Here is a 25,449-nt window from a genome sequence, read left to right as displayed (position 1 = left end):
AACAACGCCGGCGGTGTCTTCGGCGACCCCGCCACGTCGCCCACCACCCCGGCAATGTCGCGTCGAGCTTCGGCACCCGCTCCGAGAGCCGGCTGATGAAGTTCATCACCACCAACCCAATCACCCGTGGCATGTTGATCTCCCCGGAGAAGGGCGCGGAGCAGCTGGTCCGGTTCGCCGAGAGCCGCCCCGGCACCGACTGGGAGCCGGGGCGCTACTACGAGAAGCGCAAGCCCGCCAAGCGGGTCAACCCGCAGGCGCGGGACGCCGAGCTGGCCCGTCAACTCTGTGAGCGCTCGGAGGAGTTGCCGGCCTGAGCGCCGAACCGCTCGCGCAGTTCGATCTTTCTGACCTTGCCGCTCACCGTCATCGGGAAGGCGTCCACGATCTCCACCCGGCGCGGGATCTTGTAGTGCGCGAGCCGGTCGCGGCAGTACGCGGCGATGTCGTCCTGGGTGGGCGGGTCGGCCGGGTCGCGCGGGATGACACAGGCCAGGATCTCCTCGCCGTACTTCGCGTCGGCGACACCGACGACCTGCACATCGGCGACCTTGGGGTGGGTGTACAGGAACTCCTCGATCTCCCGGGGATAGACGTTCTCACCGCCCCTGATGATCATGTCCTTGATCCGGCCCACGATCTGCGCGTAGCCGTCCTCCCTGATCACCGCGAGATCGCCGGTGTGCATCCAGCGCCCCGCGTCGATGACCTCGGCCGTGCGCTCGGGCTCGTCCCAGTAGCCCAGCATCACGCTGTAGCCCCGGGTGCACAGCTCGCCCGACTCGCCGCGCGGCAGGGTCACCCCGGTCACCGGGTCGATCACCTTGACCTCGATGTGCGGCAGCGCCCGGCCGGCGGTGCCGGTGCGCCGCTCCAGGTCGTCGTCGCGGCGGGTCTGGGTGGAGACCGGCGAGGTCTCCGTCATGCCGTAACAGATGGACACCTCGGCCATGTTCATCTCGGCGACGACCCGCTTCATCACCTCGACCGGGCAGGGCGAGCCCGCCATGATGCCGGTGCGCAGCGACGACAGGTCGTACCCGGCGAAACCGGGGAGGTTCAACTCGGCGATGAACATGGTCGGTACGCCGTACAGGGAGGTGCAGCGCTCGGCCTCGACCGCGCGCAGGGTCGTGTCGGCGTCGAAGGCTCCGGCGGGGATGACGATGCACGCGCCGTGCGAGGTGGCGGCGAGGTTGCCCATGACCATGCCGAAGCAGTGGTAGAAGGGGACCGGCAGACAGATCCGGTCCTGCTCGGTGTAGCCGACCGTCTCCCCCACGAAGTAGCCGTTGTTGAGGATGTTGTGGTGCGACAGCGTGGCGCCCTTGGGGAAGCCGGTGGTTCCTGAGGTGTACTGGATGTTGATCGGGTCGTCGCAGGACAGCTCGGCCTCGCGCGCCCTCAGTTGATCCCCGCTGACGCCGCCGGCCGCTTCGTGCAGTTCGTGCCAGCTCGGGTCGCCGATGTAGTGGACGGCGCGCAGGGCCGGGCAGTTGGCGCGCACCTGCTCCACCATGGCCCGGTAGTCGCTGGTGCGGTGGGCGACGGACGCGACCAGCAGGGAGATCCCGGACTGCTTGAGTACGAACTCCAACTCGTAGGCGCGATAGGCCGGGTTGATGTTGACCATGATGGCGCCGACCCGGGCGGTCGCGTACTGCACGAGCACCCACTCGGGGCAGTTGACCGCCCAGATGCCGACCCGGTCGCCCTTCGCGATGCCGCTGCCGAGCAGCGCACGCGCGAGTTCGTCGACGGCCGTCCCGAACTCCCCGTACGTCCAGCGCCGTCCGGACGGTACGTCGACCAGGGCCTCGCGGTCGGGGAACGCCTCGATCGCCCGGTCGAGATTGGCACCGATGGTGTCGCCGAGCAGCGGGGTCTCCCCCGTGCCGTGGGTGTACGACGCAGCCGTGACCGGTGTGCTCATCGCAGGTCTCCTTCGTCGTATTCGGCGTCCGAACCGTTGGCGGTCAGCTCGCGCAGCTCGATGCGGCGGATCTTCCCCGAGACGGTCTTGGGCAGCGGGGCGAACTCCAGCCGGCGCAGCCGCTTGTACGGAGCGAGGACGGACCGCGAGTGCTCAAAGATCACCTTGGCCGTGTCGGGCCCCGGCTCCCAGCCTTCGGCGAGGACGATGTACGCCTTCGGCACGGCGAGCCGCAGCGGATCGGGGGCGGGCACGACGGCGGCCTCGGCCACTGCCTCGTGCTCCAACAGGGCGCTCTCCAGCTCGAAGGGAGAGATCTTGTAGTCACTGGCCTTGAACACGTCGTCACTTCGGCCGATGTAGGTGATGTAGCCGTCGGCGTCACGTGCGCCGATGTCACCCGTCCGGTAGTAGCCGCCCGCCATCGCCTCGGCCGTACGCTCCGGGTCGCCGTGGTAGCCGGTCATCAACCCGACCGGAAGCGTGGACAGATCGAGCGAGATCTCGCCCTCGTCCACCCCCGCCTCACCCGTCACCGGGTCGACCAGCACCACCCGGTAGCCGGGGGTCGGCCGGCCCATGGAGCCCGCCTTGACCAGCTGTCCCGGCGAGTTGGCGACCTGCACCGCCGTCTCCGTCTGGCCGAACCCGTCCCGGATCGTCAGGCCCCACTCGCGGCGTACGGTCTCGATCACCTCGGGGTTGAGCGGTTCGCCCGCGGCGACGACCTCACGCGGCCGGGTGCGCAGCTGCGACAGATCGGCCTGGATCAGCATCCGCCACACGGTGGGCGGGGCACAGAAGCTGGTGACCCCGGCGCCGTCCATCTCCGCCATCAGCCGCGCCGGGTCGAAGCGGGTGTAGTTGTGGATGAAGACGGTCGCCTCGGCGTTCCACGGCCCGAAGAGGTTCGACCAGGCGTGCTTGGCCCATCCGGGTGAGGCGATGTTGAGATGGACGTCGCCCGGCTTGAGACCGATCCAGTACATCGTGGCCAGATGGCCGATCGGGTACGAGACGTGGGTGTGCTCGACGAGTTTGGGCCGCGCGGTGGTGCCCGAGGTGAAATACAGCATCAGCGGATCGTCCGCACGGGTGACCCCGTCGGGTTCGAAGGTCTCGGGCTCGGCGTACGCGTGCTCGTACGGCAGCCAGCCGCCGGTCTCCGCACCGCGCTCCGCCCCGACCACGACGCGGGTGAAGTCGCCGGGCACCGAGTCGAACTTCGCGGTGTCGTCGGCCCTGACGATCACATGGCGGGCCCGGCCGCGGTCGACACGGTCGCGCAGGTCGACCGGGCCGAGCAGCGGGGTCGCGGGGATGACGACGGCCCGCAGCTTCATCGCCGCCAGCGCGGTCTCCCACAGCTCGACCTGGTTGCCGAGCATGACGATGATCCGGTCCCCCGCCCGCACCCCCCGCGCGCGCAGCCAGTTGGCCGCCTGGTTGGAGCGGGCCGCCATCTCGGCGAAGGTGACCCGGGTGCGGGCGCCGTCCTCCTCGACGATGTGCAGGGCGAGCCGGTCGTTGCCTTCGGCGATGCGGTCGAACCAGTCCAGCGCCCAGTTGAACAGCTCGGGCCTCGGCCACTCGAACCCCGCGTAGGCCGCCGCGTAGTCCTCGCGGTGCGCCAGGAGGAAGTCCCGCGCGGCCCTGAACTGCTCGGTCGGGCCGGTCGGAATGGATTCCGTCATGTGTCCTCCTCATTGCGGGGTCGTGCACTGCCACTGTGTAATCGTGACGCAGGTCTCACCACCCCCGAACGGGGGTGGCCGGGCGGGGCGAGAGGAACGAGCGGCGTGGCCGAAGCGGTGGAGGCGGTGGAGATGCGCGCGGCGCTGCTGCGGCTGCGCCGTACGACGGGGCTGCCGGTCGCCTTCGGCGGCCTGCTGCACGACCCGGGTCAGGTCAGACTCGCCGAGCTGACAGGGGCGGCGACGAGCGCCCTGCGCGGCCTGCTGATCTCCTCGGGCAACGGCCTCGGCGGCAAGTCGATCGCGCTGCGCCGGCCGTTCGCCGTGACCGACTACCAAGAGGCGCGCCACATCAGCCACGAGTACGACGCGGCGGTCGCCGCCGAGGGGCTGCGCTCGGTGCTCGCCGTGCCCGTGGTCGTACGGCGCAAGGTGCGCGGCGTGCTGTACGGGGCGCTGCGCACGGCGCTGCCGATAGGCGACCGCACCTTCGACGCGGCGGTCGCCGCCGCGAAGGACGTGGAGCAGTCGCTGGCAGTACACGACGAGGTGCAGCGGCTGCTGTCACTGACCCGCGAGCCGGCGGCCGGATCGGCGGCGTGGGAGGAGGTACGCGCAGCCCACAGCGAACTGCGCGCCCTGGCCCCCCGGGTCCCCGACGCCGGGCTGCGCGACGAACTCCTCGCCGTCTGCGGCCGGCTGGCGGGCGCGACGGCGACGGACGGCACCCTGATGCCGATCGGCCTCGCACCCCGCGAACTGGACGTCCTGAGCTGCGTCTCGGCCGGCGCGACCAACGCGGCGGCGGCCGAACTGCTCGGCCTGCGCCCCGAGACGGTGAAGGGCTACCTCCGCTCGGCCATGCGGAAGCTGGGCGCCCACACCCGCCTCGAAGCGGTCGTGGCAGCCCGCCGCGCGGGCCTGCTGCCCTGAGTGAATGCGCAGGTCAGGGCTGATCAGCGCCAGGGGGGCGTCAAGATGTGGGGCATGGTGATCAATGGTGCGTCATGGGACCCCAGGGAGGGTTCCCCGCGGGCATAGCTTCCAGGTGTCAGGCAGTGAACTACTCCTCCGGAGGACACCATGGAGCGCATTTCCGACGACGAGGCCGCGGACCCCGACCCGGCCGACCTGCCGTGCGGTGCGGGCATGCTCTACGTACCCGTGCGGCGCGGCCCCTCGGGCGACTGCCAGCTGCGTTTCGCGCGCACACCGCTCGGGGCACGGACCGCTGTCGGGTTCACCAGCAAGGGGCGGCTGGCCGCCGTGTTCGGTGAGCGGCAGCCCTGGATCCTGCTCGCCGAACCGGCCCTGCGCGCGCTCGGCGCGCCGCTCGGGGCGCTGGTGGTGACGGTCGACCCGCAGCTCACCGCCGTCCCGTCCGCTCCCCCCTCGCCGGCCGGGCGGCGTCCCGCACCGGTCATGAGCTGCGCGCGCCGCACCCTGGGCCCGCTGGACGTCCCGGAGGCGATGGCCGTATGACCACCGAACCGCAGCCGCTGCTGCGCATCGACGAGCTGAGTACGGCGACGGTGTGGCCCACGTCCGCCGTGGTGGCCCCCGGCGGTGACATCGCCGTGGCGGGCGTGTCCCTGGCCGAGCTGGCCGAGCGGTACGGCACACCGGCGTACGTCCTGGACGAGGGCGAGGTCAGATCCCGTGCCCGGGCCTGGCGTGCCGCGCTGCCGCAGGCCGATGTGGTGTACGCGGCCAAGGCGTTCCTGTGCCGTGCCGTGGTCGACTGGGTCGAGCAGGAGGGCCTGGGGCTCGACGTCTGCTCCGCCGGTGAACTGGAGCTGGCGGCCACCCGCGGCTTCCCGCCGGAGCACATCGTGCTGCACGGCAACGCGAAGTCGCCGGAGGATCTACGGGCGGCGCTGCGGCTCGGCGTCGGCCGGATCGTCATCGATTCGGACAACGAGATCGCCCGGCTCGCCGCGCAGGTCGCGGGGCCCGACCCGCAGCAGGTGATGGTGCGGGTGGTGCCCGGTGTGGCGGCGGGCGCGCATCACAAGGTGCGTACGGGTGTGGCCGGCCAGAAGTTCGGCATGTCGATCGCGGACGGTGACGCACTGGACGCCGTCGGCCGGATCCTCGGCCAGCACCGTCTGCGACTGGTCGGTCTGCACTGCCACTTGGGCTCGCAGATCACCCGGGCCGAGCCGTTCGCCGAGGCCGTGCGGCGGGTGGTCGCCTTCATGGCGCTGATCCGGGAGCGGTTCGGGGTGACCCTTCCCGAGCTGGACATGGGCGGCGGCTTCGCCGTGGCGTATCTGCCGGGAGATCCCGCGCCCGCGCCTTCGGTGTACGGGCGGCTGATCACCGAAACACTGGCGGAGGCCTGCGCCGCGCACGACCTGCCGGTGCCGAGGCTGACCGTCGAGCCGGGCCGGTCGATCATGGCACCGGCCGGGATCGCCCTCTACCGGGTGCTGTCGGTCAAACACACCGGCGGCCGGGCCTTCGTCGCCGTCGACGGCGGGATGAGCGACAACCCGCGCCCGGCGCTGTACGGCGCGCGCTACACCGTACGCAGGGTGGGCCGGGCGTCGGACGCGCCCATGCGGACGGCGACCGTCGTGGGGCGGCACTGCGAGGCGGGCGATGTGCTCGCCGAGTCGGTCGAGCTGCCCGACGACATCAGGGCGGGTGACGTGCTGGCCGTACCGGCGGCGGGCGCCTACCAGGTGTCGATGGCGTCCGGCTACAACATGACGGGCCGCCCGCCGGTGGTCGCGGTGTCGGAGGGCCGGTCCCGGCTGCTGGTCCGGCGGGAGAGCTTCGACGATCTGCGGATGCGGGACGTCGGGCTGTGAGGTGACGGCGCGTCAGGAAGCTGTGTGGGGCGCGGGCGTCAGGAGCCGGTGAAGTTCGCGTAGCGGACTCCACCGGCCGCACCGCCGTACATGGTGGTGAGCAGCCGCTCGCCCTCCTCCGTCACCGCGCCGCGCTGTTCGCGGCCGATGCCGGCGAAGAGTTCGACGGTGAGCGGCGCGCCGTCGCCGCCTTCCGGCGGCTGCCAGACGCCCGCGAGGAAACCGTCCACGAGGAGCGTGCGGTATCCGGTGTTCCCCCGCCAGGAGCGGCCCCGGTAGGCCGGCGGGACGATCCGGCTCCGGTCGGCGTGCGAGAGCAGCAGGTTGTCGAACTCCGGCAGGAAGCGCGGCGGCGCCGGGGTAGCGGGGTCGGGCCTCGGCGCTTCGGGCAGGTCGAAGAGTTCGACGCCGTTCTCGTCCTGGAAGGTGCGCAGCCGGGGCCGTAGCCGCTCGAAGACGGCCCGCAGCCGGGTAAGACCCGCCCAGGTCTGCATGTCCTTGACGGAGGCTGGTCCGAAGGCCGCGAGATAGCGCAGTACGGTCCCGTCGGCGGCGGGCGCGGGCTCGGCGGGCCTGCCGAACCAGTGTTCCGCGGTGGTGAGGGTGACCTGCGCGCTGGTGTCCCACAGTCCGCGCGGGGTGGTCTGCACGAGCGGCAGCAGGCAGCGGGCGGCGACGGTCAGCGCCTGCGGATCGGCGTCCGGCCACTGCTTCAGCAGTGCCTCGCGCAACTCCTTGACCGGGCGCGGCTGTTCCTCGACGAACGCGCGGCTGTACGCGGCGAGCCGGTCGAGGTCCACGCCGGGCAGCCCCTTGCGGAAGAGTCCCAGTTCGCGGTCGCGGGCGGCCTGGACGAGCGGGCGCAGGGTGAGGCAGTCGTCGGCGGTGTGCGTATGGATCGTGGAGCGCATGGTCACGAGCCGGGCCACGGCGCGGGAGGCCATCAGGCTGGACAGGTCCTCGGGGACGAACCCCGCCAGCCGGGCGGCGAGCTGGAAGTACGGGGGTTTCACGTTCTGCGCCTGCAGCCCCAGGAGATGCGCGACCGCGTCCTCGGCCGGCCTGGTGTCGCGGCGCAGGAGCAGTTGCCGCTCCAGGGTCGCCCGGTTGAGGGCGCGTACCCCGAGCACGGGGGCGGTCGTCTTCGAGGCCATGCCCGAACCGTACCGAGCCCTGCGGACAGCTTCGGTCCGCAGCGCCCGCCGACGAGGGGGGCCGGTTACCGCAGCGCCGCGAGGACGACGGACGTCATGATGACGCCGTCCCGCACCGCCCAGCGTCCGGTGAAGCCCTTGAGGGTGCCGTGGCCCGGCAGTTCGGGTCCCGGGACGAGCAGCCGCGCCGTGAAGCCCCCGTTCGCCGGGTCGATCTCGAACTCCGCCTCGGTGAAGTCCAGCCAGCGTCCGGTGATCGGGTACCACGCCTTGTACACGGACTCCTTGGCGCTGAACAGCAGCCGGTCCCAGTGGACTTCGGGCCGGGTGTGGATGAGTTTCCCGATCCTGGCGGGCTCGTCCCCGACCGTGATGGTCTCCAGCACGCCTTCGGGTATCCGGGCGTGCGGTTCGGCGTCGATGCCGAGGGTGACGATGTCACTCTTCCTGGCGACGGCGGCGGCGCGGAAGCCGTCGCAGTGGGTCATGCTGCCGACCGTCCCGGCCGGCCAGCCGGGGGCGCCGCGCCGGTCGCGCAGGATGGGCGCGCGTGCCACACCCAGCTGCGCGAGCGCGCTGCGGGCGCAGTGCCGGGTCGTGCCGAACTCGCGCACCCGCTTGGGCACGGCCTTCTCCACCAGGGCCGCCTCTTCGGGGAAGAGGTCGGGCGCGGCGACGTCGTCGGTCGTGGCCACGGACACCACCACGGGGGGCAGTATCTCGCCGATCATGACGCGGCCCCGGGCACGGGCAGGATCTGGCGCAGCGCGGGGTCGGGGTGCCGCTGACGCTGCCATTCGCGGGGGTAGCCGACGGACACCTCCTCGAACCGCACCCCGTCCTCGTAGGTGGTGCGCGGGATGTGCAGATGGCCGTAGACGACCGTCTTGGCCTCGTAGCGCACATGCCAGTCGGCCGTCGCTTCCGTGCCGCACCACAGCGCGAACTCGGGATAGGTGAGGACGCGGGTGGGGTGGCGGGTCAGCGGCCAGTGGTTGACCAGAATGGTCGGCAGACCGGGTGGCCTGTCTTCGAGCCGCTTCTCGGTGATCCTGACCCGCTCGGCGCTCCAGGCCTCGCGGCTCTGGTACGGGTCGGGGTGGAGCACCATCTCGTCCGTGCACACCACACCCGACTCGTGCGCGACGGCCAGCGCCTCCTCCTTGGTCGTGGTGCCCGCGGGGCGGAACGTGTAGTCGTAGAGGACGAAGAGGGGTGCCACGGTGACAGGGCCGCCGGGGCCCCGCCAGACGGGGTACGGGTCCTCGGGCGTCGACACGCCCAACTCCCGGCACCGCGCCACCAGATGCTGGTAGCGTGCGTCGCCCCGCAGCTGGACCGGGTCCTGTTTGTGGGTCCACAGCTCGTGGTTGCCCGGTGTCCACACGACTTTCGCGAACCGGCCGGCGAGGGTGCGCAGCGCCCATTCGACGTCCGCGACCTTCTCCGCGGTGTCGCCGGCGACGATGAGCCAGTCGTCCGGGGACTCCGGCCGCAGCGATTCGACGATGTCGCGGTTCTCGGTGTAGGCGACGTGGAGGTCACTGATCGCGAAGAGTTTCGGCGTCCGGTCAGAGGCGTCGGAGGCGCTGGGCACAGTCACGCGCGCCAGGCTATCGCGGGGGCTTCCGGCGCTGCGAGGGTGCGTGTCCCGTGAGCGGCCTTCCGTGAGCGGACTCCGCGCGAGCCGGCTTTCGTCAGCGGGCCCTCTTCACGCGGGCCCCTGTACGCGGGTGCCCCGCACGCGCACGGCTCCGGGGGCCTGTGGGTGAACAGGCCCCCGGGGCCGACTGTTTGGGCGCTTCCGCGCTCAGTACTGCGCCGGCGGGGGCGGCGAGGCCACCCGGCGCCGCGAGGGCCGGGCCAGGGTGTAGCCGGCGATGGCGGCGAGCGCGCCGAGCACGCCGCCGCCGACCGTCCACAGCCAGCGGTCGGACCAACGGCCCGACGACCAGCCGTCCTCGGGCGCTGTCGCCGCTTTGTCGTCGGCGACGCCGGGCGTCAGCGGTGCGGCGAGCTTGCCGCCGACGGCATGCGCACCGCCCTCGCCGGACGTCCGTACCCCGATGGCCGCCTTCATCGGCAGTCCGAGGTCCTGCTCCTGCGCGTCGACGGCCGTCAGCCGGATGTAATAGCTGCCCGGCAGCGGGTCGTTGGACCACGGCTCGGCCCAGGCCCGTACGGTGCGCAGCGTGCAGCGCAGTTCGACCGTGCCCGCGCCGCCCGCGACCGCTCGGGTCTGCGCGCCGTAGACGCACGGCTGGCGGCGGCGCAGCCCGTCGTACACGTCGACCTGCCAGGTCGAACTCGACTTCCTGGCCGAGGAGTCGGGGAAGGTGACCTCGGCGGTCACGGTGGCCCGCTGCCCCACGTCGACGGGGAACATCCAGTACAGGTAGTCGCCGGTCGACGCGTCGGCCGTGGGCCGCTGCCCCGGCCGGAAGGCCGTCGCCGTACGGAACGACGTGCCGGCCTCGGTCGGCGCCGCCGAGCCGTCGTCGCCCGTGGCGGCCGTGGACGTGTCGGACGGGGTGGGGCTGTCGGCGGAGGCAGCTCCCGCCGCGCCGGCGAACACCGCGCCCGCCAGGGCGCCCGTCAGGAGAACGCTTGTGAACACACCTGTGGTACGCATCAGTTGCTCCTCCAGACAGCGACACGCCAGCGGGAGATCCAGCCCCACAGCAGACCTGCGACCAAACCGGTGAGGGTCAGCAGACCGAGCAGCCACCAGCCGCGGCCGAGGCCGAAGGAGGCGACGTCGGACGGATCGTCGGGCGAGTCCACCAGGGCGACGGTCAGCTCGACCGGCAGTCCCGGGGTGGTCTTGACCGAGTCGGGCGCCGCGAAGGCGTTGCCGACCTCAAGACACACCGCCTCGGCGGGCGGTGGCGTGCCGTCGTCGCTCTCGTCCTCCGGCGGCTTCGGGTAGCGCAGACCGGTGGAGATCACATCGGTGCGTCCGGCGCCCGCCTCCGAGCCACGGACGATCTCCCTGCCGTGCACGGTCACGGCCCGCAGCAGGACGCCGTAGTCGGGGTCGACGGCGCGGTCGGCGGAGACGCTCACCGAGGCGCGCAGCTCCTGTCCCGGCCGGACGTCGACGCGGTACCAGCGGTGTTCGGAGAACCGCTCACGGTCGCTGTAGAGACCGGGCTTGAGTTCGGGGGCCTGCGCGCACCGCGCGGCGCCCTCGGTGGCCACGGGCGTGACCACGGGATCGGCGGCCCGGTCGACCAACTGGGTCACCCGGCCGGACAGTTCGTCGGTGTGCCGTACGGACGTGTAGGTGCCGCCGGTGGCCTCGGCGATACAGGTGAGCTGCTTGCGCGTCTTGTCGTCGGGGACGAGACCCAGCGTGTCGATGACGAGGTGGATGCCCTTGGCCGCGATGTCGCGCGCCACCTCGCAGGGGTCGAGCGGCGCACAGGTGTCCTCGCCGTCGGTGATGAGGACGATACGGCGGGTGGCCTCACCGCCTTCGAGGTCGTCGGCCGCGCGCAGCAGCGCGGGGCCGATGGGCGTCCAGCCGGTGGGGGCGAGGGTGGCGACGGCGGTCTTCGCCTCGGTACGGTCCAGCGGGCCGACCTTGTAGAGCTGCTCGGTGTCCTTGCAGCCCACCTTGGTGTCCTTGCCCGGGTAGTTGGCCCCGAGGGTACGGATCCCGAGCTCCACCCCCTGCGGTACCGAGTCCAGGACTTCGTTGAACGCCTGCTTGGCCGCCGTCATCCGGGTCTGGCCGTCGATGTCGCGGGTCCGCATCGAACCGCTGACGTCCAGCACGAGATCGACCTTGGGCGCGGGCTGCGCGGCGGGTTCGTCGTCGGCTGCCGCGGTGGAGGGAGCGAGGAGCCCGAAGGACAGTGCGGCCAGCAGACCGCACGCGGCGACCGCCGACCGTTTACTTATGATCATCGCCGGATGATATGGAGAATCAGCCACCGGGGCCAAATAAGGACTGACGCCCCGTCATATCGGGTGCGGACTTGTCGGGATGAACGGATCAGGCCACTGTGGTGGGCGCGTTCACGGCCCCCGCGGTGAGCGCGTCCGCCCCGTCCGTCCGCCCCGGCACGACCCCACGACCGGCACGACCCCCATCCGTCACAACCCCCCACCCGTCACAACCCCCCACACGCAGAGGTGACCGGTATGAGCAGCAGCGCAGGACAGGAAGCACGACCGACCGGCGGTCCCGGCAGGCGCCGGGTGCTGGGCGCGTTCGCGGCGGCGGCGGCGCTGGCCGCCGTTCCGACGTCGGCCGTCGCGAACACCGCGCCGATAAGCCGGAGTCCGGTGCCCGCGGGACCGCGCGCCGCCGGCCGGCCGCTGTACCTCGGGACGTACACCTCCCAGCAGGGCGGCGGAACGGGCGTCGGCCTCGCGACGTACGACGGGACGACCGGCGCCGTCACGGCGGGCGGGACGCTCACCGGCGTCGCCAACCCCTCGTATCTGGCGGTCCATCCGGACGGTACGACGCTCTACGCGGTCGACGAACAGCAGGACGGCGCGGTGACGGCCATCGCCCTGCCTACTGACGGCGGCAGCCCCTCGGTGCTGGGCAGCAGGAGCGCGGGCGGGGCGGGGCCGACCCATCTGTCGGTCCATCCGAGCGGCCGGTGGCTGCTGAGCGCCGACTACACCTCGGGCAGTGTGGCCGTGCACCCCATCGACACGACGGGCGCGCTGGGCGAGGCGACGGACGTGGTCCAGCACTCGGCTCCCGCGCCGGGTCCGGGACAGGACGGGCCGCACGCCCATCAGATCGTCACCAGCCCGGACGGCGGCCATGTCCTCGCCGTCGACCTGGGCAACGACACCGTCTACACGTACCGCCTCGACGAGTCGGCCGGCACCCTCAGCCAGGTCTCCTACGCGACGCTGCGGCCGGGCGCGGGCCCCCGGCACCTCACCTTCCACCCGTCGGGCGCGTACGCGTACCTGGCCAACGAACTCGACAACACCGTGGTCGTCTGCGGCTACGACCCGCAGAGCGGTGAACTCACCCCGGGGGAACCGCAGTCCACGGGGGCGGGCGGCGCGGGCAGCAGCTTCCCCGCCGAGCTGCTGGTCACGGCCGACGGCGCCTTCGCGTATCTCGCCAACCGGGGCCACAACAGCCTGACCCGGTACGCGGTCGAGGCGGACGGCGCCGAGCTGCGGCTGCTGGACACCGTGCCCGTCGGGGGCGACTACCCCCGGCAGATCGCCTTCTCGCCGGACGGCGGGCTGCTGTTCGCCGCCAACCAGAACTCCGGCACGGTGACGGTGTTCCACGTCGACCTCGCGACCGGCGAACTCGCCTCCGCCGGGGACCCGTTCCCCTCGCCGGTGGCCGTCTGCGCACTGCCGCTGTAGCGGCTGTCCGCACACACCACTGTGCGCCACGGGCCGGCCGACCCGTGGCGCACAGTGGTGTGTCAGTGTGAGTGTGAGTCCCCTACCGCTGCCGGACGGCTCAGCGGTGGCGCTTCGGCGCCCAGTGCTTCGAGGCGACCACGTGGTGGTGGTTGTCGCGCAGCGTCGCGGTGTCGTCGTTGTCCCAGATGTAGAAGCGGCTGCCCTGGTAGAGGTCACGCGACGTGTTGCGGCCCACGCCGGTGTGCACCCGCAGCGACTGCTTGGCGGCCAGCCGCACGTTCTTGAAGTGGTAGACGTGCCGGCTGTCCTTGGCCAGCGTGTAGCCGTTGAGGTTCACCGCGCGCTTGCCGGTGTTCTTGACCGTGACCCACTCCTCGTTGAGGCTCCTGTTGGACCGGTCGTCGCGTCCGGGGCTGTCGTACTGGACGGCGCCCAGGGTGACGGTCGAATGCGGGGCCGGCGCGCCGTGACCGTGGCCGTGCCCGTGGTCGGCGGCGACGGCGGGGAGCACAGCACCGGCCGCCAGCGCGGCCGAGCCCAGGATGACCGCTGCGGTACGGGATACGGAGTTGGACATGTGAACCTCCTGCATACGGCACCCGTCCCTGGGTGCCGCTGGTGCCTGTGCCCGGTCGGTCGCCGGGCGCTTTCACACTGTGGCGGTCCGTCGGCCAACGGTGAAGAAAATGCGGTTACGGGTTACAAAACACGGACATTTGCACACCCGCTTCACGCCAGGCGCGTACGCCCCGGCGCTCACCGGACGCCACACGACACCCCCTACACCGATCCGGACGGCACAAGGCCGCCATGTGCATGGGAGCGCTCCCAGTGGTTGGATGGCCGGGAGTGATGGCGGCAGTCCGTTCCCCCACGCACCGGACGGCGTACAGATGCAGACCGGAGGTCGCACAGATGGTGGCGAAGGGACGTACGGGTCAGCCGACCCTGGAAGAGGTCGCGGCGCTCGCGGGGGTCGGCCGGGGCACCGTCTCCCGGGTCATCAACAACTCGCCGCGGGTCAAGGACAGCACCAGGGCGCTGGTCGAGCAGGCGATCAGCGAGCTCGGCTACGTACCGAACCGGGCGGCCAGGGCGCTGGCGGGCAGCAGGACCGACGCGGTCGCGCTGGTCATCCCGGAGAACGAGAAACGGTTCTTCGCCGAGCCGTACTTCTCCGACATCGTGCACGGCGTGGCCGACGGGTTCGCCGACACCGACATGCAGCTGCTGCTCACCTTCCTGCGCACCGAGAGCGAGCGGAAGCGGTTCCTGCAGTACGCGGGGGCCCGCCGCGTGGACGGCGTACTGCTGGTCTCCGTGCACGGCAGCGACCCGCTGCCCGACCTGCTCGCCCAGATCGGCCTGCCGACGGTGCTCGGCGGCCGGCGCTCCGCCGACGAGCCCGTGGCGTACGTGGACGCCGACAACGCGGGCGGCGCCCGCTCGGCCGTGGCCCATCTGGCCGGCTCGGGGCGGCGGGCCATCGCGACGGTCACCGGACCGCCGGACATGTACGTGGCGCAGTCCCGGCTGCGCGGGTACGAGGACGCGGTGCGTGACGTCTCGGGCGCCGCACCCGATTCGTCGTGGATCGCCAACGGCGACTTCACCGAGGAGGGCGGCCGGCGCGCGACGGCCGAGCTGCTGGACCGTCACCCGGAGCTGGACGCGGTGTTCGCGGCCTCCGACGTGATGGCGGCGGGCGCCCTGCACACGCTGCGCGCGGCGGGCCGCCGGATCCCGCAGGACGTGGCGGTGGTGGGATTCGACGACTCCCCCATCGCCCGCCACACGGACCCGGGGCTGACCTCGGTGCGCCAGCCGGTGGAGGAGATGGGGCGCACGATGGCGCGGGTGCTGCTGACGGCGCTCGGCGCGCCCGGGGCCGCGCGCGAGCATGTGGTGCTGCCGACGGAGCTGGTACAGCGGGCGTCGGGCTGAGCCCGCCGTACAAGCCGGTCGCGCAGGCCCCAGGACAGGCCGCAGGACACAGAGAACGTCACCGCCCTTGACAGCGACAGGGCGCAGGAGAAGTCTTTCGGGAGCGCTCCCATTACCGCGAGAGGGCCTGTCTCCCGTCCACGCCACCCCGCACGGACTGCCGCTCCGGTTCCGGGCGCGCCGCTGCCTCACCGGTCGCACGGGCAGGTAGCCGCGCCGTTCCGTGCCGCGCCCGTGGGGGGTCGCGGCACGGGGCGGCGCACCTGACTTCGGCCCCGCCGGATCGCTCGTGCCGGGCTCAGGCGACCGAGCCGATGCGCCTGCCCGGTCCCCGGCGGGATCCGTCGTGGTGGATCGGCGTATGGGCCCCCGTCAGCGAGACGCCGGTACCGCCGCGCCGGGAAGCGACGATCTCGGCGGCGATCGACAGCGCGGTCTCCTCGGGCGTACGCGCCCCCAGGTCGAGCCCGATCGGCGAGTGCAGCCTGGCCAGTTCGAGCTCGGTCACGCCGACCTCGCGCAGCCGCCGGTTGCGGTCCTCATGGGTGCGGCGCGAGCCCATCGCGCCGACGAAGGCGACGGGGAGCCGCAGCGCCACCTCCAGGAGCGGTACGTCGAACTTGGCGTCGTGCGTGAGCACGCACAGCACCGTACGGCCGTCGGTCTCCGTGGACTCCACGTACCGGTGCGGCCAGTCGACGACGATCTCGTCGGCGTCCGGGAAGCGCACCCGGGTGGCGAAGACGGGGCGCGCGTCGCACACCGTCACCCGGTACCCGAGGAACTTGCCGACCCGTACCAGCGCCGCGGCGAAATCTATGGCGCCGAAGACGATCATGCGCGGGGGCGGGACGCTCGACTCGACCAGCAGGGTCACCGGCCGGCCGCACCGCGAGCCGCCCGCGCCGATCACCACGGTGCCGGTCCGGCCGGCGTCCAGCATCGCGCGTGCCTCACCCACCGCCGTACGGTCCAGCGCCGGGTGGCCGCCGATGCTCCCCTCGTACGAGCCGTCCGGCCGTACCAGCAGGGCCTGTTCGCGCAGGTCGTCCGGGCCTTCCGTGATCCGTGCGAGCGCCGCCGCGCCGCCGCCCGCCGCGGTGGCGAGGGCGGCGGCGAACACCTCACGGCGGGCGGCGCCCGCGCGCACCGGTGTGACGAGGATGTCGATGACACCGCCGCAGGTGAGTCCCACGGCGAAGGCGTCCTCGTCGCTGTAGCCGAAGCGCTCCAGCACCACGGCGCCGTCGGCGAGCACCTGTTGGCACAGCTCGTACACCGCGCCCTCCACGCAGCCGCCCGAGACCGAACCGATCGCGGTGCCCTCGCTGTCGACGGCGAGCGCGGCACCCGGCTGCCGGGGCGCGCTGCCGCCGACAGCCACGACGGTGGCGACGGCGAAGTCCCGGCCCTGCCCGACCCACCGGTTGAGCTCTTCGGCGATGTCCAGCATGACGGTCTCCTCAAAGGTCCGGTACGGCCAAGTGACTTGGACGTGGTGTGTGTTGACTCGTGTGCGGGCAGCTCAGGAGACGCCCAGCCACGCCTCGATCGGGTGCAGCGCGTAGAAGACGAGGAAGACCACGGTGAGGCCCCACATGAAGGCCCCGATCTCCCGTGCCCTGCCCTGGGCGATCTTGATGGCGACGTAGGCGATGACGCCCGCGGCGACGCCCGCGGTGATGGAGTACGTGAACGGCATCAGCACCACGGTGAGGAACACCGGAATGGCGACCGACCGGTCGCTCCAGTCCACATGCCTGGCGTTCTGCATCATCATCGCGCCGATGACGACCAGGGCCGCCGCCGCGACCTCGCCCGGCACGATCTGGGTGATCGGTGTGAAGAACAGGCAGGCGGCGAAGAACAGGCCGGTGATGACGGCGGAGAAGCCGGTACGCGCTCCCTCGCCGACGCCGGTCGCCGACTCGACGAAGACGGTCTGTCCCGAGCCGCCGACCACACCGCCGACCGCGCCGCCCGCGCCGTCGATGAACAGCGCCTTGGAGAGGCCCGGCATCCGCCCGTTGGCGTCGGCCAGCTTGGCCTCGGTGCCGACCCCGATGATGGTGGCCATCGCGTCGAAGAAGCCGGCCAGCACGAGGGTGAAGACGATCATGCCGACCGTCATGGCGCCGACCTGGCCCCAGCCGCCGAACTCGACCTTCCCGAACAGCGAGAAGTCCGGCATGGAGACCGCGCTGCCCTTCAGCTCGGGCGGCCCGCTGCCCCACGCCTTGGGGCTGATGTTGCCCACGGCGTTGAGCACGACGGCGATGACCGTGCCGATCACGATCCCGATGAGGATCGCGCCGGGCACGTTGCGCGCCTGGAGCATGAAGATCAGCAGCAGGGTGACGCAGAAGATCAGCACGGGCCAGCCGGCGAGCTGTCCCGCCGGGCCGAGGGTGACGGGGCCGCCGCCGGTGGAGGCGTGCACGAAGCCCGCCTTCACCAGGCCGATCAGGGCGACGAACATCCCGATGCCCATGGTGATCGCGTGTTTCAGCGCGAGCGGGATCGCGTTCATGATCATCTCGCGTAGCCCGGTGACCACCAGCAGCATGATCACAACGCCGTACATCACACACATGCCCATGGCCTGCGGCCAGGTCATCACGGGCACGACCTGGCTGGACAGCACACCGGACACGGAAAGCCCGGCGGCGAGCGCCAGCGGCACCTTGCCGACGAACCCCATGAGCAGGGTGGTGAGGGCGGCGGCGAACGCCGTCGCAGTGATGAGCGCGGAGCGGCTGAGGCTGTCGCCCGCCGCGTCCTTGCCCGACAGGATCAGCGGGTTGAGCAGCAGGATGTACGCCATCGCCATGAAGGTCGTGACGCCGCCGCGCAGTTCGCGCGAGACGGTGGACCCTCGGTGCGTTATGTGGAAATACCGGTCGAGCCACGAACGGCCCGCCGGGGGACGTGAGCCTGAGCCGGCGTCCTCGGCTGTGATCTTCGGCTCTGTTGACGACTGGGTCATGGTGCCTACTCCCAAGGTTCACAGGGGCACCCGCGTGGTACTGGGATTGCGGGATTTGGGATGGTGCGTGGGCTGCACGACCCGGGGGACGGCCCGAGGCGAACTGGTTGCGGAACGAGTTCCGTCGGCCGGTTACGTACCGGTCAGGTGCTCGGGACGTACCGGCGTCCGGTTGAGCTCCAGCCCCGTCGCGTTCCTGATGGCCGCGAGGACAGCGGGAGTTGACGACAGGGTGGGCGCCTCGCCGATGCCGCGCAGCCCGTAGGGCGCGTGGTCGTCGGCGAGTTCGAGCACATCGACCGGGATGGTCGGTGTGTCGAGAATGGTGGGGATGAGATAGTCCGTGAAGGACGGGTTGCGCACCTTCGCGGTCTTGGGGTCGACGATGATCTCCTCCATGACCGCGACGCCGAGCCCCTGGGTGGTACCACCCTGGATCTGGCCGACGACGGACAGCGGGTTGAGCGCCTTGCCGACGTCCTGCGCCACGGCCAGTTCGATGACCTTGACCAGGCCGAGTTCGGTGTCGACCTCGACGACGGCGCGGTGCGCGGCGAAGGAGTACTGGACATGGCCGTTGCCCTGCCCGGTACGGAGGTCGAACGCCTCGGTCGGCCGGTGGCGCCACTCCAGCTCCAGATCGACCACCTCGTCGCCGAGCACGTCCACCAGGCTGGCCAGCACCTCACCGCCGTCGGTGACGACCTTGCCGCTTTCGAGCAGCAACTCGGCGGTGGCCCAGGCCGGATGGTAGGTGCCGAGCTTGCGCCGGCCCATCTCCAGGACCTGTTCGCGTACGTGCTCGCAGGTGTTCTTCACCGCGCCGCCGGTCACGTACGTCTGCCGCGAGGCGGACGTCGATCCGGCCGAACCGACCTGTGTGTCGGCGGGGTTGATGGTGACCTGGGTGACGCCCAGCTCGCTGCGGGCGATCTGCGCGTGCACGGTCACACCGCCCTGGCCGACCTCGGCCATGGCCGTGTGCACGACGGCGACCGGCTCCCCGTTGATGACTTCGAGCCGCACCCGCGCGGTGGAGTAGTCGTCGAAGCCCTCGGAGAAGCCGACGTTCTTGAGGCCGACCGCGTAGCCGATGCCCCGTACCACCCCTTCGCCGTGGGTGGTGTTGGACAGCCCGCCGGGCAGTGCCCGCACATCGGCGGCCTCACCCGCGGTGAGCCACTGCTGCTCCGGCGGCAGCGGCCTGGCCTTGACGCGGCGCAGCAGCTCGGCGACGGGCGCAGGTGAGTCGACGCGCTGACCCGTGGGCAGCAGTGTGCCCTGCTCCATGGCGTTGAGCTGGCGGAACTCGACCGGGTCCAGGCCCAGTCGCTTCGCGAGCTTGTCCATCTGCGCCTCGTAGGCGAAGCACGCCTGGACGGCGCCGAAACCGCGCATCGCGCCGCAGGGCGGGTTGTTGGTGTAGAGGGCGATGGCCTCGATGTCGACGTCCTCGATGACGTAAGGACCGACCGAAAGCGACGAGGCGTTGCCGACGACGGCCGGGGACGCCGAGGCGTAGGCGCCGCCGTCGAGGACGATCCGGCACTTCATGTGGGTGAGCTTGCCGTCGCGGGTGGCGCCGTGCTCGTACCAGAGCTTCGCCGGATGCCGGTGGACATGGCCGAAGAACGACTCGAACCGGTTGTAGACGATCTTGACCGGCTTGCCGGTGCGCAGCGCCAGCAGGCAGGCGTGGATCTGCATCGACAGGTCTTCCCTGCCGCCGAAGGCGCCGCCGACGCCGGACAGGGTCATCCGGACCTTGTCCTCGGGCAGGCCGAGTACGGGCGCGATCTGCCGCAGGTCGGAGTGGAGCCACTGCGTCGCGACGTACAGATCGACGCCGCCGTCCTCGCCGGGGACCGCCATACCGGACTCGGGGCCGAGGAACGCCTGGTCCTGCATGCCGAAGACGTACTCCCCCGACACGATCACATCGGCGCGCTTGGCGGCCTCGTCGGCGTCGCCGCGTACGACGGGCTGGCGGTGCACGATGTTCGGGTGCGGGACGTGGCCGATGTGGTGGTCGTCGCGGCCCTCGTGGATCAGCAGCGCGTCGGGCGCCGTCGCGGACGCCTCGTCGGTGATGACGGGCAGTTCGGCGTAGTCGATCACGATCTTCGCCGCCGCCCGGCGCGCGGTCTCCGGGTGGTCGGCCGCGATGATCGCGACCGGCTCGCCGTGGTGGCGTACCTTGCCGTGCGCGAGGACGGGGGTGTCCTGGATCTCCAGGCCGTAGTTCTTCACGTCGGTGGGCAGGTCGTCGTAGGTGAGGACGGCGTAGACACCCGGCGTGGCGAGGGCTTCGGCGGTGTCGATGGACCGGATCTCGGCGTGCGCGACGGTGGAGCGCAGGGTGTGGCCCCAGAGCATGTCCTCGTGCCACAGGTCGGAGGAGTACGCGAACTCGCCGGTGACCTTGAGGGTGCCGTCGGGGCGGAGGGTGGACTCGCCGATGCCGCCCTTGGTCGTCGAGCCCTGGGTGAGGCTGGTGGGGGTACCGGTGGTGGGGCGGGCGGCGCGGGCCGTTGCGTTGCCGGTGGCCGTCGGGCCGTTGGCCGTCGTCGGGACTTGGGTCGTCATCAGACCGCCTCTTCCTGCCGGGCGGCGGCGAGGCGCACCGCGTCGAGGATCTTCTCGTAACCGGTGCAGCGGCAGAGGTTGCCGGACAGCGCCTCGCGGATGTCCGCGTCGGTGGGCGAAGGGGTCCGCTCCAGCATCTCGTCGGCCGCGACGAGCAGGCCGGGGGTGCAGAAGCCGCACTGCACGGCGCCGGCGTCGATGAACGCCTGCTGGATGGGGGACAGCGCGCCGCCCTCGCCGGTCTGCGAGTCGGTGCCCTGCGCGGGCGGGCGGGCCTGCCACTGCTGGGCGCGCTGGACGCTGGTGCCGGGGGTGTCGTTCGTCCGGTCGCCATGGCTCTGATCGCCGTGGTTCTGGTCGCCATGGTTCTGGTCGCCGCAGCCGCGGTCCTCACGCTGCTTGGCGTAGTCGGCAAGGCCCTCGACGGTGATCACCTCGCGGCCCTCGACCTGGCCGGCCGCGACCAGGCAGGAGCAGACCGGGACGCCGTCGAGCCGTACCGTACAGCTGCCGCACTCCCCCTGCTCGCACGCGTTCTTGGAGCCCGGCAGGCCCATGCGCTCGCGCAGGACGTACAGCAGGCTCTCGCCCTCCCAGACGTCGTCGGCCTCGTGCTTGCGTCCGTTGACGGTGAAATTGACGCGCATGGTTATGCAGCTCCTTCCAGCGTGCGGCCGGTGCCGCGGTACTGCTCCCAGGTCCAGCCGAGCTGGCGGCGAGCCATGATCCCGACGGCGTGCCTGCGGTAGGCGGCGGTGCCGCGCACGTCGTCGATGGGGTTGCAGGCGGCCGCCACCAGCGTGGCGAACTGCTTGGCGATCGACGGGGTGATGATCTTGCCGCTCTCCCAGAAGCCGCCCTCTTCGAGCGCCGCGTTCAGGAACTCCTCGGCCGTCGCGGCCCGTACGGGGGTCGGCGCGGCGGATCCGATGCCGGTCCTGACCGTGCGGGTACGGGGGTGCAGCGCGAGCCCGAAGGCGCAGACGGCGATGACCATCGCGTTGCGGGTGCCCACCTTCGAGTACTGCTGCGGGCCTTCGGCCTTCTTGATGTGCACCCACTTGATCAGCTCGTCCGCTTCGAGCGCGTTGCGCTTGACCCCGGTGTAGAACGCGTCGATCGGGATGCGCCGACTGCCGCGTACGGACTCGGCCTCGACCTCGGCGCCCGCGGCGAGCAGGGCCGGGTGGGCGTCCCCCGCGGGGGACGCGGTGCCGAGGTTGCCGCCGACGCCGCCGCGGTTACGGATCTGGGGGGAAGCGACGGTGTGGGAGGCGAGCGCGAGACCCGGCAGCTCGGTCCTGAGCTGCTCCATGATGTGGGTGTACGGCACGGAGGCGCCCAGCTGGACGCTCTCCTCGCCGACGGCCCAGTCGCGCAGCTCGTCGATGCGGTTCAGGTCCAGCAGGTACTCCGGCCGCCGGTGGTCGAAATTGATCTCGACCATGACGTCCGTGCCACCCGCGATGGGCACAGCCGTGGGGTGCTCGGCCTTCGCGGCGAGCGCCTCCTCCCAGCTGGCGGGACGAAGGAAGTCCATCAGTGGCTCTCTTCATTCGTGATCGGTCGTGATCGACGTGATCGACGTGCTCGGTCGTGCGCTGAAGCCCGGAGACGGCCGGAGATTCGACAGGTTATTCATCAGCTGTTAACGCTGTGTGGCCCTAGTACACCGGGCCGTGCTCCGTCCGGTGCAGTCACCGAAACCATGAAGGAGTTGGCTGGGCGGGTTCGCGGTCTTGTAGATTCGAACAAAAGACGAGGCGGACGGTGCGTGTCCTGCGGCTGTACCCCACCCCTGCGTCCCGACCCTGTGTTCCACCCCTGAAGCGACGAGAAAGATCGGCGGCGACGAGATGCGGCTGCGCGCACTGCTGGAAACCGAGGCGCTGGGCCTGCGCCTCCTCGGCGGCGCCGACGAACTCGACCGGCCGGTGCGGGGTGTGATGACCACCGACCTGCGCGACCCGAGCCGCTATCTGACGGGCGGCGAACTGGTGCTCACGGGTCTCGCCTGGCGGCATGAGGCGGCCGACTCCGAACCGTTCGTACGGATCCTCGCGGCCGCCGGTGTCACCGGGCTCGCGGCCGGTGACGCGGGGCTCAACGGCATCCCGGACGATCTGGTGGAGGCGTGCGTACGGCACCGGCTGCCGCTGTTCGCCGTGAACGAGGACGTTGCCTTCGCGACGATCACCGAGCATGTGGTGCGGCAGGTGTCCGGGGAGCGTGCCGGGGATCTGGCCGCCGTCGTCGACCGGCACCGCAGGCTGATGACGGCGGGTCCTGCGGGCGGCGGCCCCGATGTCGTCCTCGACCTGCTGGGCTCGGACCTCGACCTGCGGGCCTGGGTACTTTCCCCGGCCGGCCGCCAGATCGCGGGCTCCGGCGAACCGCTGTCGGCGGCGCGGGCGGCCCGGCTCGCGGGCGAACACATGGCGGCGACACGCACAGGACGACGGGGGCCTTACCGGGTGACGCTGGACGGTACGGCGTATTCACTCTTCGCGGTACGCAACACCGGGCGTGTCGAGACGTCGCTGGGGGCGGGGGCAGTGGGTGCGGGCGCGGCGGGTTCTTCGGGGCCGTCGGTCTCGCCGGGAGCGATTTCCTCAGGGGCGGTGCGGGATCCGCGCGAGGCGGTGCTCTCCGAGTGGCTGCTCGCCGTCGAGGCGGACGCCGGCGAATGGCCGACGGCCCGGCTCGATCTGCTGCAGGGCGTCACGCAGCTGATCGCGGTGGAAAGGGACCGGCGCGACGCCGCCCGTACGGTACGGCGCAGGCTCGCGCAAGAAGTCCTCGAACTCGTCCAGGCGGGCGCGCCGCCCGCCGAGATCGCCGCGCGGCTGCGGGTCGCCGCGCCGGTACTGCTGCCGGGTCTCGGCACGGCGCCACACTGGCAGGTCGTGGTGGCGAGGGTCGAGTGGACGCGGGGCGGTACGGACGGGGCGGTGGCGGGCCACGGTCCGGTGGCGCAGTCGCTGCTGGAGGAGATCCTGGCCGATCCGACGATCGCGGGGGCCGACCCGTCGGACCGTATCGCGGTGGCGCAGGTGGGCGACGAGGCGGTCGCGCTGGTGCCGCTGGTACCGCCGGCGGTGACGGAGGAGCCGGACGGCGCGAGCGGCCCGGGCGAGGCTCCTGAGGAGGAGGCGGCGGACGCAGGGCCCGGGTTGCGGGCGGATGTGCTCCTGGCCGCCGTACAGGCACCACTCTCCGCCGGCCTGGCGGACGACGGACGGCTGACACTCGGGGTGAGCGCGGCCGTCCACTCGGCCGAGGGGCTCCGCGGCGCCCTGGAGGAGGCGCGTCATGCCCGCCGGGTGGCGGCGGCGCGGCCGGGCCGGGTGTGCGCCGCGGGCCATCACGAGCTGGCCTCGCACGTCCTGCTGCTGCCGTTCGTCCCCGACGACGTACGCCGGGCCTTCACCGCCAGGCTGCTCGACCCGCTGCGGGACTACGACCGCCGGCACCGCGCGGAGCTGATCCCCACGCTTGAGGCGTTCCTGGACTGCGACGGCTCATGGACGCGCTGCGCGGCGCGACTGCATCTGCATGTGAACACGCTGCGGTACCGGATCGGCCGGATCGAGCAGCTGACGGGCCGTGATCTCTCGCGCCTGGAAGACAAGTTGGACTTCTTCCTGGCGCTGCGGATGAGTTGAGGGACGGCCTCCGAGCTCGCATGCGCGGCGCCACGTCACCGCGTGCCATGTTGACCGCCGTCACCCGAAGAGGTCACGTGGAGATCCAACCGGTCGGCCACGGCGGGGTCATGACAGACATGGACGATCTCCGTCACGCGGGTCCCACCGCAGGTGAGGGGCGTGCGCGAGGCGCGACTCCAAGATCGGGGCCGGGTCGGCGCCCGCGTTGACGACCAAGAGATTGTGAAAAGTTTCACCTAACCTATTGGCCCGGCGTGCCTATCCGTGTTGAGATGCGTCTCACACTCAACAGCACAATGGCGCGCTAGGGGAGGGCAATGTGGCGCATACCGCCATGTCTGGTACCGGAACCACTGCCGGGGACGACCCACTCCAGACCGCGGTATGGCGGCTGCGCTCGCGCGGCTGTTGGACCGACGCAGCAGCCCTGCTCGCACCGCACACCGGCACGGCGGCCCCCGCGCTCCAACGGGCCGCGCTCCTCGTCGAGCGGTGCCTGTACACCGGAAGCGGCTGGGCCGACGCGGAGGACGCCCTGCGTACGGCGGAGGCCATCGCCCACGAGGACGACGAACGCGGCGCCGCCGCCTGCGAACGCGGTCACCTCGCCTACGCCTCGACCTGGCTCGGCGTCCGCGACCGCGCGGACGAAGCCCGCGCCGCGCTCGGCCGCGCAGCGGCACTGCTCGACCCGACGGCGCCGGGCCGCGGACTGCTCGACTTCCGCCGCGGCCTGATCGCCGAACACCTCTCCGACTCCCCCCAGTCGGCCCGCGCGGCCTACAGCCGCGCCCACGCGTCGGCGACGGCGCAGGGCGACCAGCTGCTGCTCTCGCTCACTTGGCGCCACCTGGCGGGACTGTCACTCAGGGACGGCGAACTGGCCGAAGCGAGACACGGCTTCACCGAGTCGCTGCGACTGAGCGAGGAGCTGGGCTACCTGGTAGGCACAGCCCCGGCCTTGGCGGCCCTGGCAGAGGCAGAACCAGAACCGGAAGCCACCCGCCTACGCACGGAAGCCACCCGTTTGGTCCGCCTCCTGGACGGCGTCCCGACATGGTTGGCGGAGCAACTGACACCCCCGACGGCAGCGGTCTGAGGACCGAGGGCTGCACGGACCCGCCGAAGGCTTCTGAGTCGACGCTCAGAAGCCTTTTGCTTTGCGTGGGGCGTTGCGTCACACGCGCTCCAGCCGGTACCCGGCCTGGTGACGGAGGCGGTATTTCTTATTCCGCTTTGTCGTCGACTCATGGTCTTGGTTAATCAACCAGCCGATCTCCGCGCGATACTCAAGGGAACCTCAGATA

At 71.5% G+C, this 25,449-nt stretch carries 21 protein-coding genes; 8 read left to right on the top strand and 13 right to left on the bottom strand.

The genetic code is table 11. From position 1 onward, the window contains the following. The first annotated feature begins 95 nt into the window (after positions 1–95). Positions 96–317 (top strand): hypothetical protein, encoded by a 222-nt coding sequence (locus OHS57_RS30185; RefSeq protein WP_328583934.1) that lies wholly within the window; start codon positions 96–98, stop codon positions 315–317. Here the strand turns inward: OHS57_RS30185 and OHS57_RS30180 are convergent. Together OHS57_RS30180 and OHS57_RS30175 are read right to left on the bottom strand one after the other, a co-directional pair. Continuing rightward, positions 281–1,933 (bottom strand): AMP-binding protein, encoded by a 1,653-nt coding sequence (locus tag OHS57_RS30180; protein ID WP_328583933.1) that lies wholly within the window; start codon positions 1,931–1,933, stop codon positions 281–283. The two genes, OHS57_RS30185 and OHS57_RS30180, sit on opposite strands and share 37 nt — an antisense overlap. Then, positions 1,930–3,627: an AMP-binding protein gene (locus OHS57_RS30175; protein ID WP_328583932.1), complete on the bottom strand. Its 1,698-nt coding sequence runs from the start codon at positions 3,625–3,627 to the stop codon at positions 1,930–1,932. Before OHS57_RS30175 ends, OHS57_RS30180 begins: the two co-directional genes overlap by 4 nt. Before the next feature lie 105 nt (positions 3,628–3,732). On the opposite strand from OHS57_RS30175, the gene OHS57_RS30170 reads away from it, so the two are divergent. From OHS57_RS30170 to lysA, 3 genes are all read left to right on the top strand, one after another. After that, entirely contained in the window at positions 3,733–4,560 is an 828-nt protein-coding gene (locus tag OHS57_RS30170; RefSeq protein ID WP_328583931.1) for a helix-turn-helix transcriptional regulator, read from the top strand. A gap of 150 nt (positions 4,561–4,710) precedes the next feature. Beyond that, positions 4,711–5,109 carry an SAV_915 family protein gene (locus OHS57_RS30165; protein ID WP_328583930.1) on the top strand — a complete coding sequence of 133 codons (399 nt, stop codon included), beginning with the start codon at positions 4,711–4,713 and terminating at the stop codon, positions 5,107–5,109. Next, positions 5,106–6,443 carry a diaminopimelate decarboxylase gene (lysA, locus tag OHS57_RS30160; RefSeq protein WP_328583929.1) on the top strand — a complete coding sequence of 446 codons (1,338 nt, stop codon included), beginning with the start codon at positions 5,106–5,108 and terminating at the stop codon, positions 6,441–6,443. Before OHS57_RS30165 ends, lysA begins: the two co-directional genes overlap by 4 nt. 38 nt (positions 6,444–6,481) lie before the next feature. Here lysA and OHS57_RS30155 read toward each other — a convergent pair whose 3' ends face one another. The 5 genes from OHS57_RS30155 to OHS57_RS30135 form a co-directional block, all read right to left on the bottom strand. Further along, complete coding sequence (locus OHS57_RS30155) at positions 6,482–7,597, bottom strand: winged helix DNA-binding domain-containing protein (RefSeq protein ID WP_328583928.1); 1,116 nt, start codon at positions 7,595–7,597, stop codon at positions 6,482–6,484. 65 nt (positions 7,598–7,662) lie between these two features. After that, a complete protein-coding gene (locus OHS57_RS30150) occupies positions 7,663–8,328 on the bottom strand; it encodes a 4'-phosphopantetheinyl transferase family protein (RefSeq protein WP_328583927.1) in 666 nt (221 codons plus the stop codon). Further along, a complete protein-coding gene (locus tag OHS57_RS30145; RefSeq protein ID WP_443042992.1) occupies positions 8,325–9,200 on the bottom strand; it encodes a metallophosphoesterase family protein in 876 nt (291 codons plus the stop codon). The genes OHS57_RS30150 and OHS57_RS30145 overlap by 4 nt, the downstream gene beginning before the upstream one ends. Before the next feature lie 207 nt (positions 9,201–9,407). Continuing rightward, complete coding sequence (locus OHS57_RS30140) at positions 9,408–10,229, bottom strand: hypothetical protein (protein WP_328583926.1); 822 nt, start codon at positions 10,227–10,229, stop codon at positions 9,408–9,410. Further along, positions 10,229–11,509, bottom strand: coding sequence for a VWA domain-containing protein (locus OHS57_RS30135; protein ID WP_328583925.1), 1,281 nt, complete (start codon positions 11,507–11,509; stop codon positions 10,229–10,231). The genes OHS57_RS30140 and OHS57_RS30135 overlap by 1 nt, the downstream gene beginning before the upstream one ends. A gap of 237 nt (positions 11,510–11,746) precedes the next feature. On the opposite strand from OHS57_RS30135, the gene OHS57_RS30130 reads away from it, so the two are divergent. After that, positions 11,747–12,955, top strand: coding sequence for a lactonase family protein (locus OHS57_RS30130; RefSeq protein ID WP_328583924.1), 1,209 nt, complete (start codon positions 11,747–11,749; stop codon positions 12,953–12,955). Between the two features lie 100 nt (positions 12,956–13,055). Here OHS57_RS30130 and OHS57_RS30125 read toward each other — a convergent pair whose 3' ends face one another. After that, a complete protein-coding gene (locus OHS57_RS30125) occupies positions 13,056–13,535 on the bottom strand; it encodes a lamin tail domain-containing protein (protein WP_328583923.1) in 480 nt (159 codons plus the stop codon). Between the two features lie 338 nt (positions 13,536–13,873). Between OHS57_RS30125 and OHS57_RS30120 the strand changes: the two genes are divergently transcribed. Beyond that, positions 13,874–14,902: a LacI family DNA-binding transcriptional regulator gene (locus OHS57_RS30120; RefSeq protein WP_328583922.1), complete on the top strand. Its 1,029-nt coding sequence runs from the start codon at positions 13,874–13,876 to the stop codon at positions 14,900–14,902. A 298-nt stretch (positions 14,903–15,200) separates the two neighbouring features. Here OHS57_RS30120 and OHS57_RS30115 read toward each other — a convergent pair whose 3' ends face one another. The 5 genes from OHS57_RS30115 to OHS57_RS30095 all read right to left on the bottom strand — a co-directional run bounded on the left by OHS57_RS30115 (position 15,201) and on the right by OHS57_RS30095 (position 22,014). Further along, positions 15,201–16,355, bottom strand: a complete 1,155-nt coding sequence (locus OHS57_RS30115) for an XdhC family protein (protein WP_041992338.1) — start codon at positions 16,353–16,355, stop codon at positions 15,201–15,203. Positions 16,356–16,427: 72 nt separating this feature from the next. After that, complete coding sequence (locus OHS57_RS30110) at positions 16,428–17,888, bottom strand: NCS2 family permease (RefSeq protein WP_328583921.1); 1,461 nt, start codon at positions 17,886–17,888, stop codon at positions 16,428–16,430. 132 nt (positions 17,889–18,020) lie between these two features. Then, positions 18,021–20,474 carry a xanthine dehydrogenase family protein molybdopterin-binding subunit gene (locus OHS57_RS30105; protein ID WP_328583920.1) on the bottom strand — a complete coding sequence of 818 codons (2,454 nt, stop codon included), beginning with the start codon at positions 20,472–20,474 and terminating at the stop codon, positions 18,021–18,023. After that, entirely contained in the window at positions 20,474–21,121 is a 648-nt protein-coding gene (locus OHS57_RS30100; protein WP_328583919.1) for a (2Fe-2S)-binding protein, read from the bottom strand. Before OHS57_RS30100 ends, OHS57_RS30105 begins: the two co-directional genes overlap by 1 nt. 2 nt (positions 21,122–21,123) lie before the next feature. Beyond that, positions 21,124–22,014, bottom strand: coding sequence for an FAD binding domain-containing protein (locus tag OHS57_RS30095; RefSeq protein ID WP_328583918.1), 891 nt, complete (start codon positions 22,012–22,014; stop codon positions 21,124–21,126). Positions 22,015–22,330: 316 nt separating this feature from the next. Between OHS57_RS30095 and OHS57_RS30090 the strand changes: the two genes are divergently transcribed. Both OHS57_RS30090 and OHS57_RS30085 read left to right on the top strand, forming a co-directional pair. After that, positions 22,331–24,139, top strand: a complete 1,809-nt coding sequence (locus OHS57_RS30090; RefSeq protein WP_328583917.1) for a PucR family transcriptional regulator — start codon at positions 22,331–22,333, stop codon at positions 24,137–24,139. Positions 24,140–24,461: 322 nt separating this feature from the next. After that, positions 24,462–25,241: a hypothetical protein gene (locus OHS57_RS30085; RefSeq protein WP_328583916.1), complete on the top strand. Its 780-nt coding sequence runs from the start codon at positions 24,462–24,464 to the stop codon at positions 25,239–25,241. Positions 25,242–25,449 lie beyond the last annotated feature (208 nt).

Source organism: Streptomyces sp. NBC_00370 (genome assembly GCF_036084755.1).
Classification (GTDB): Bacteria; Actinomycetota; Actinomycetes; order Streptomycetales; family Streptomycetaceae; genus Streptomyces.
Note: the sequence above shows the minus strand (reverse complement) of the source record. Positions and strands in the feature narration are given on the sequence as shown.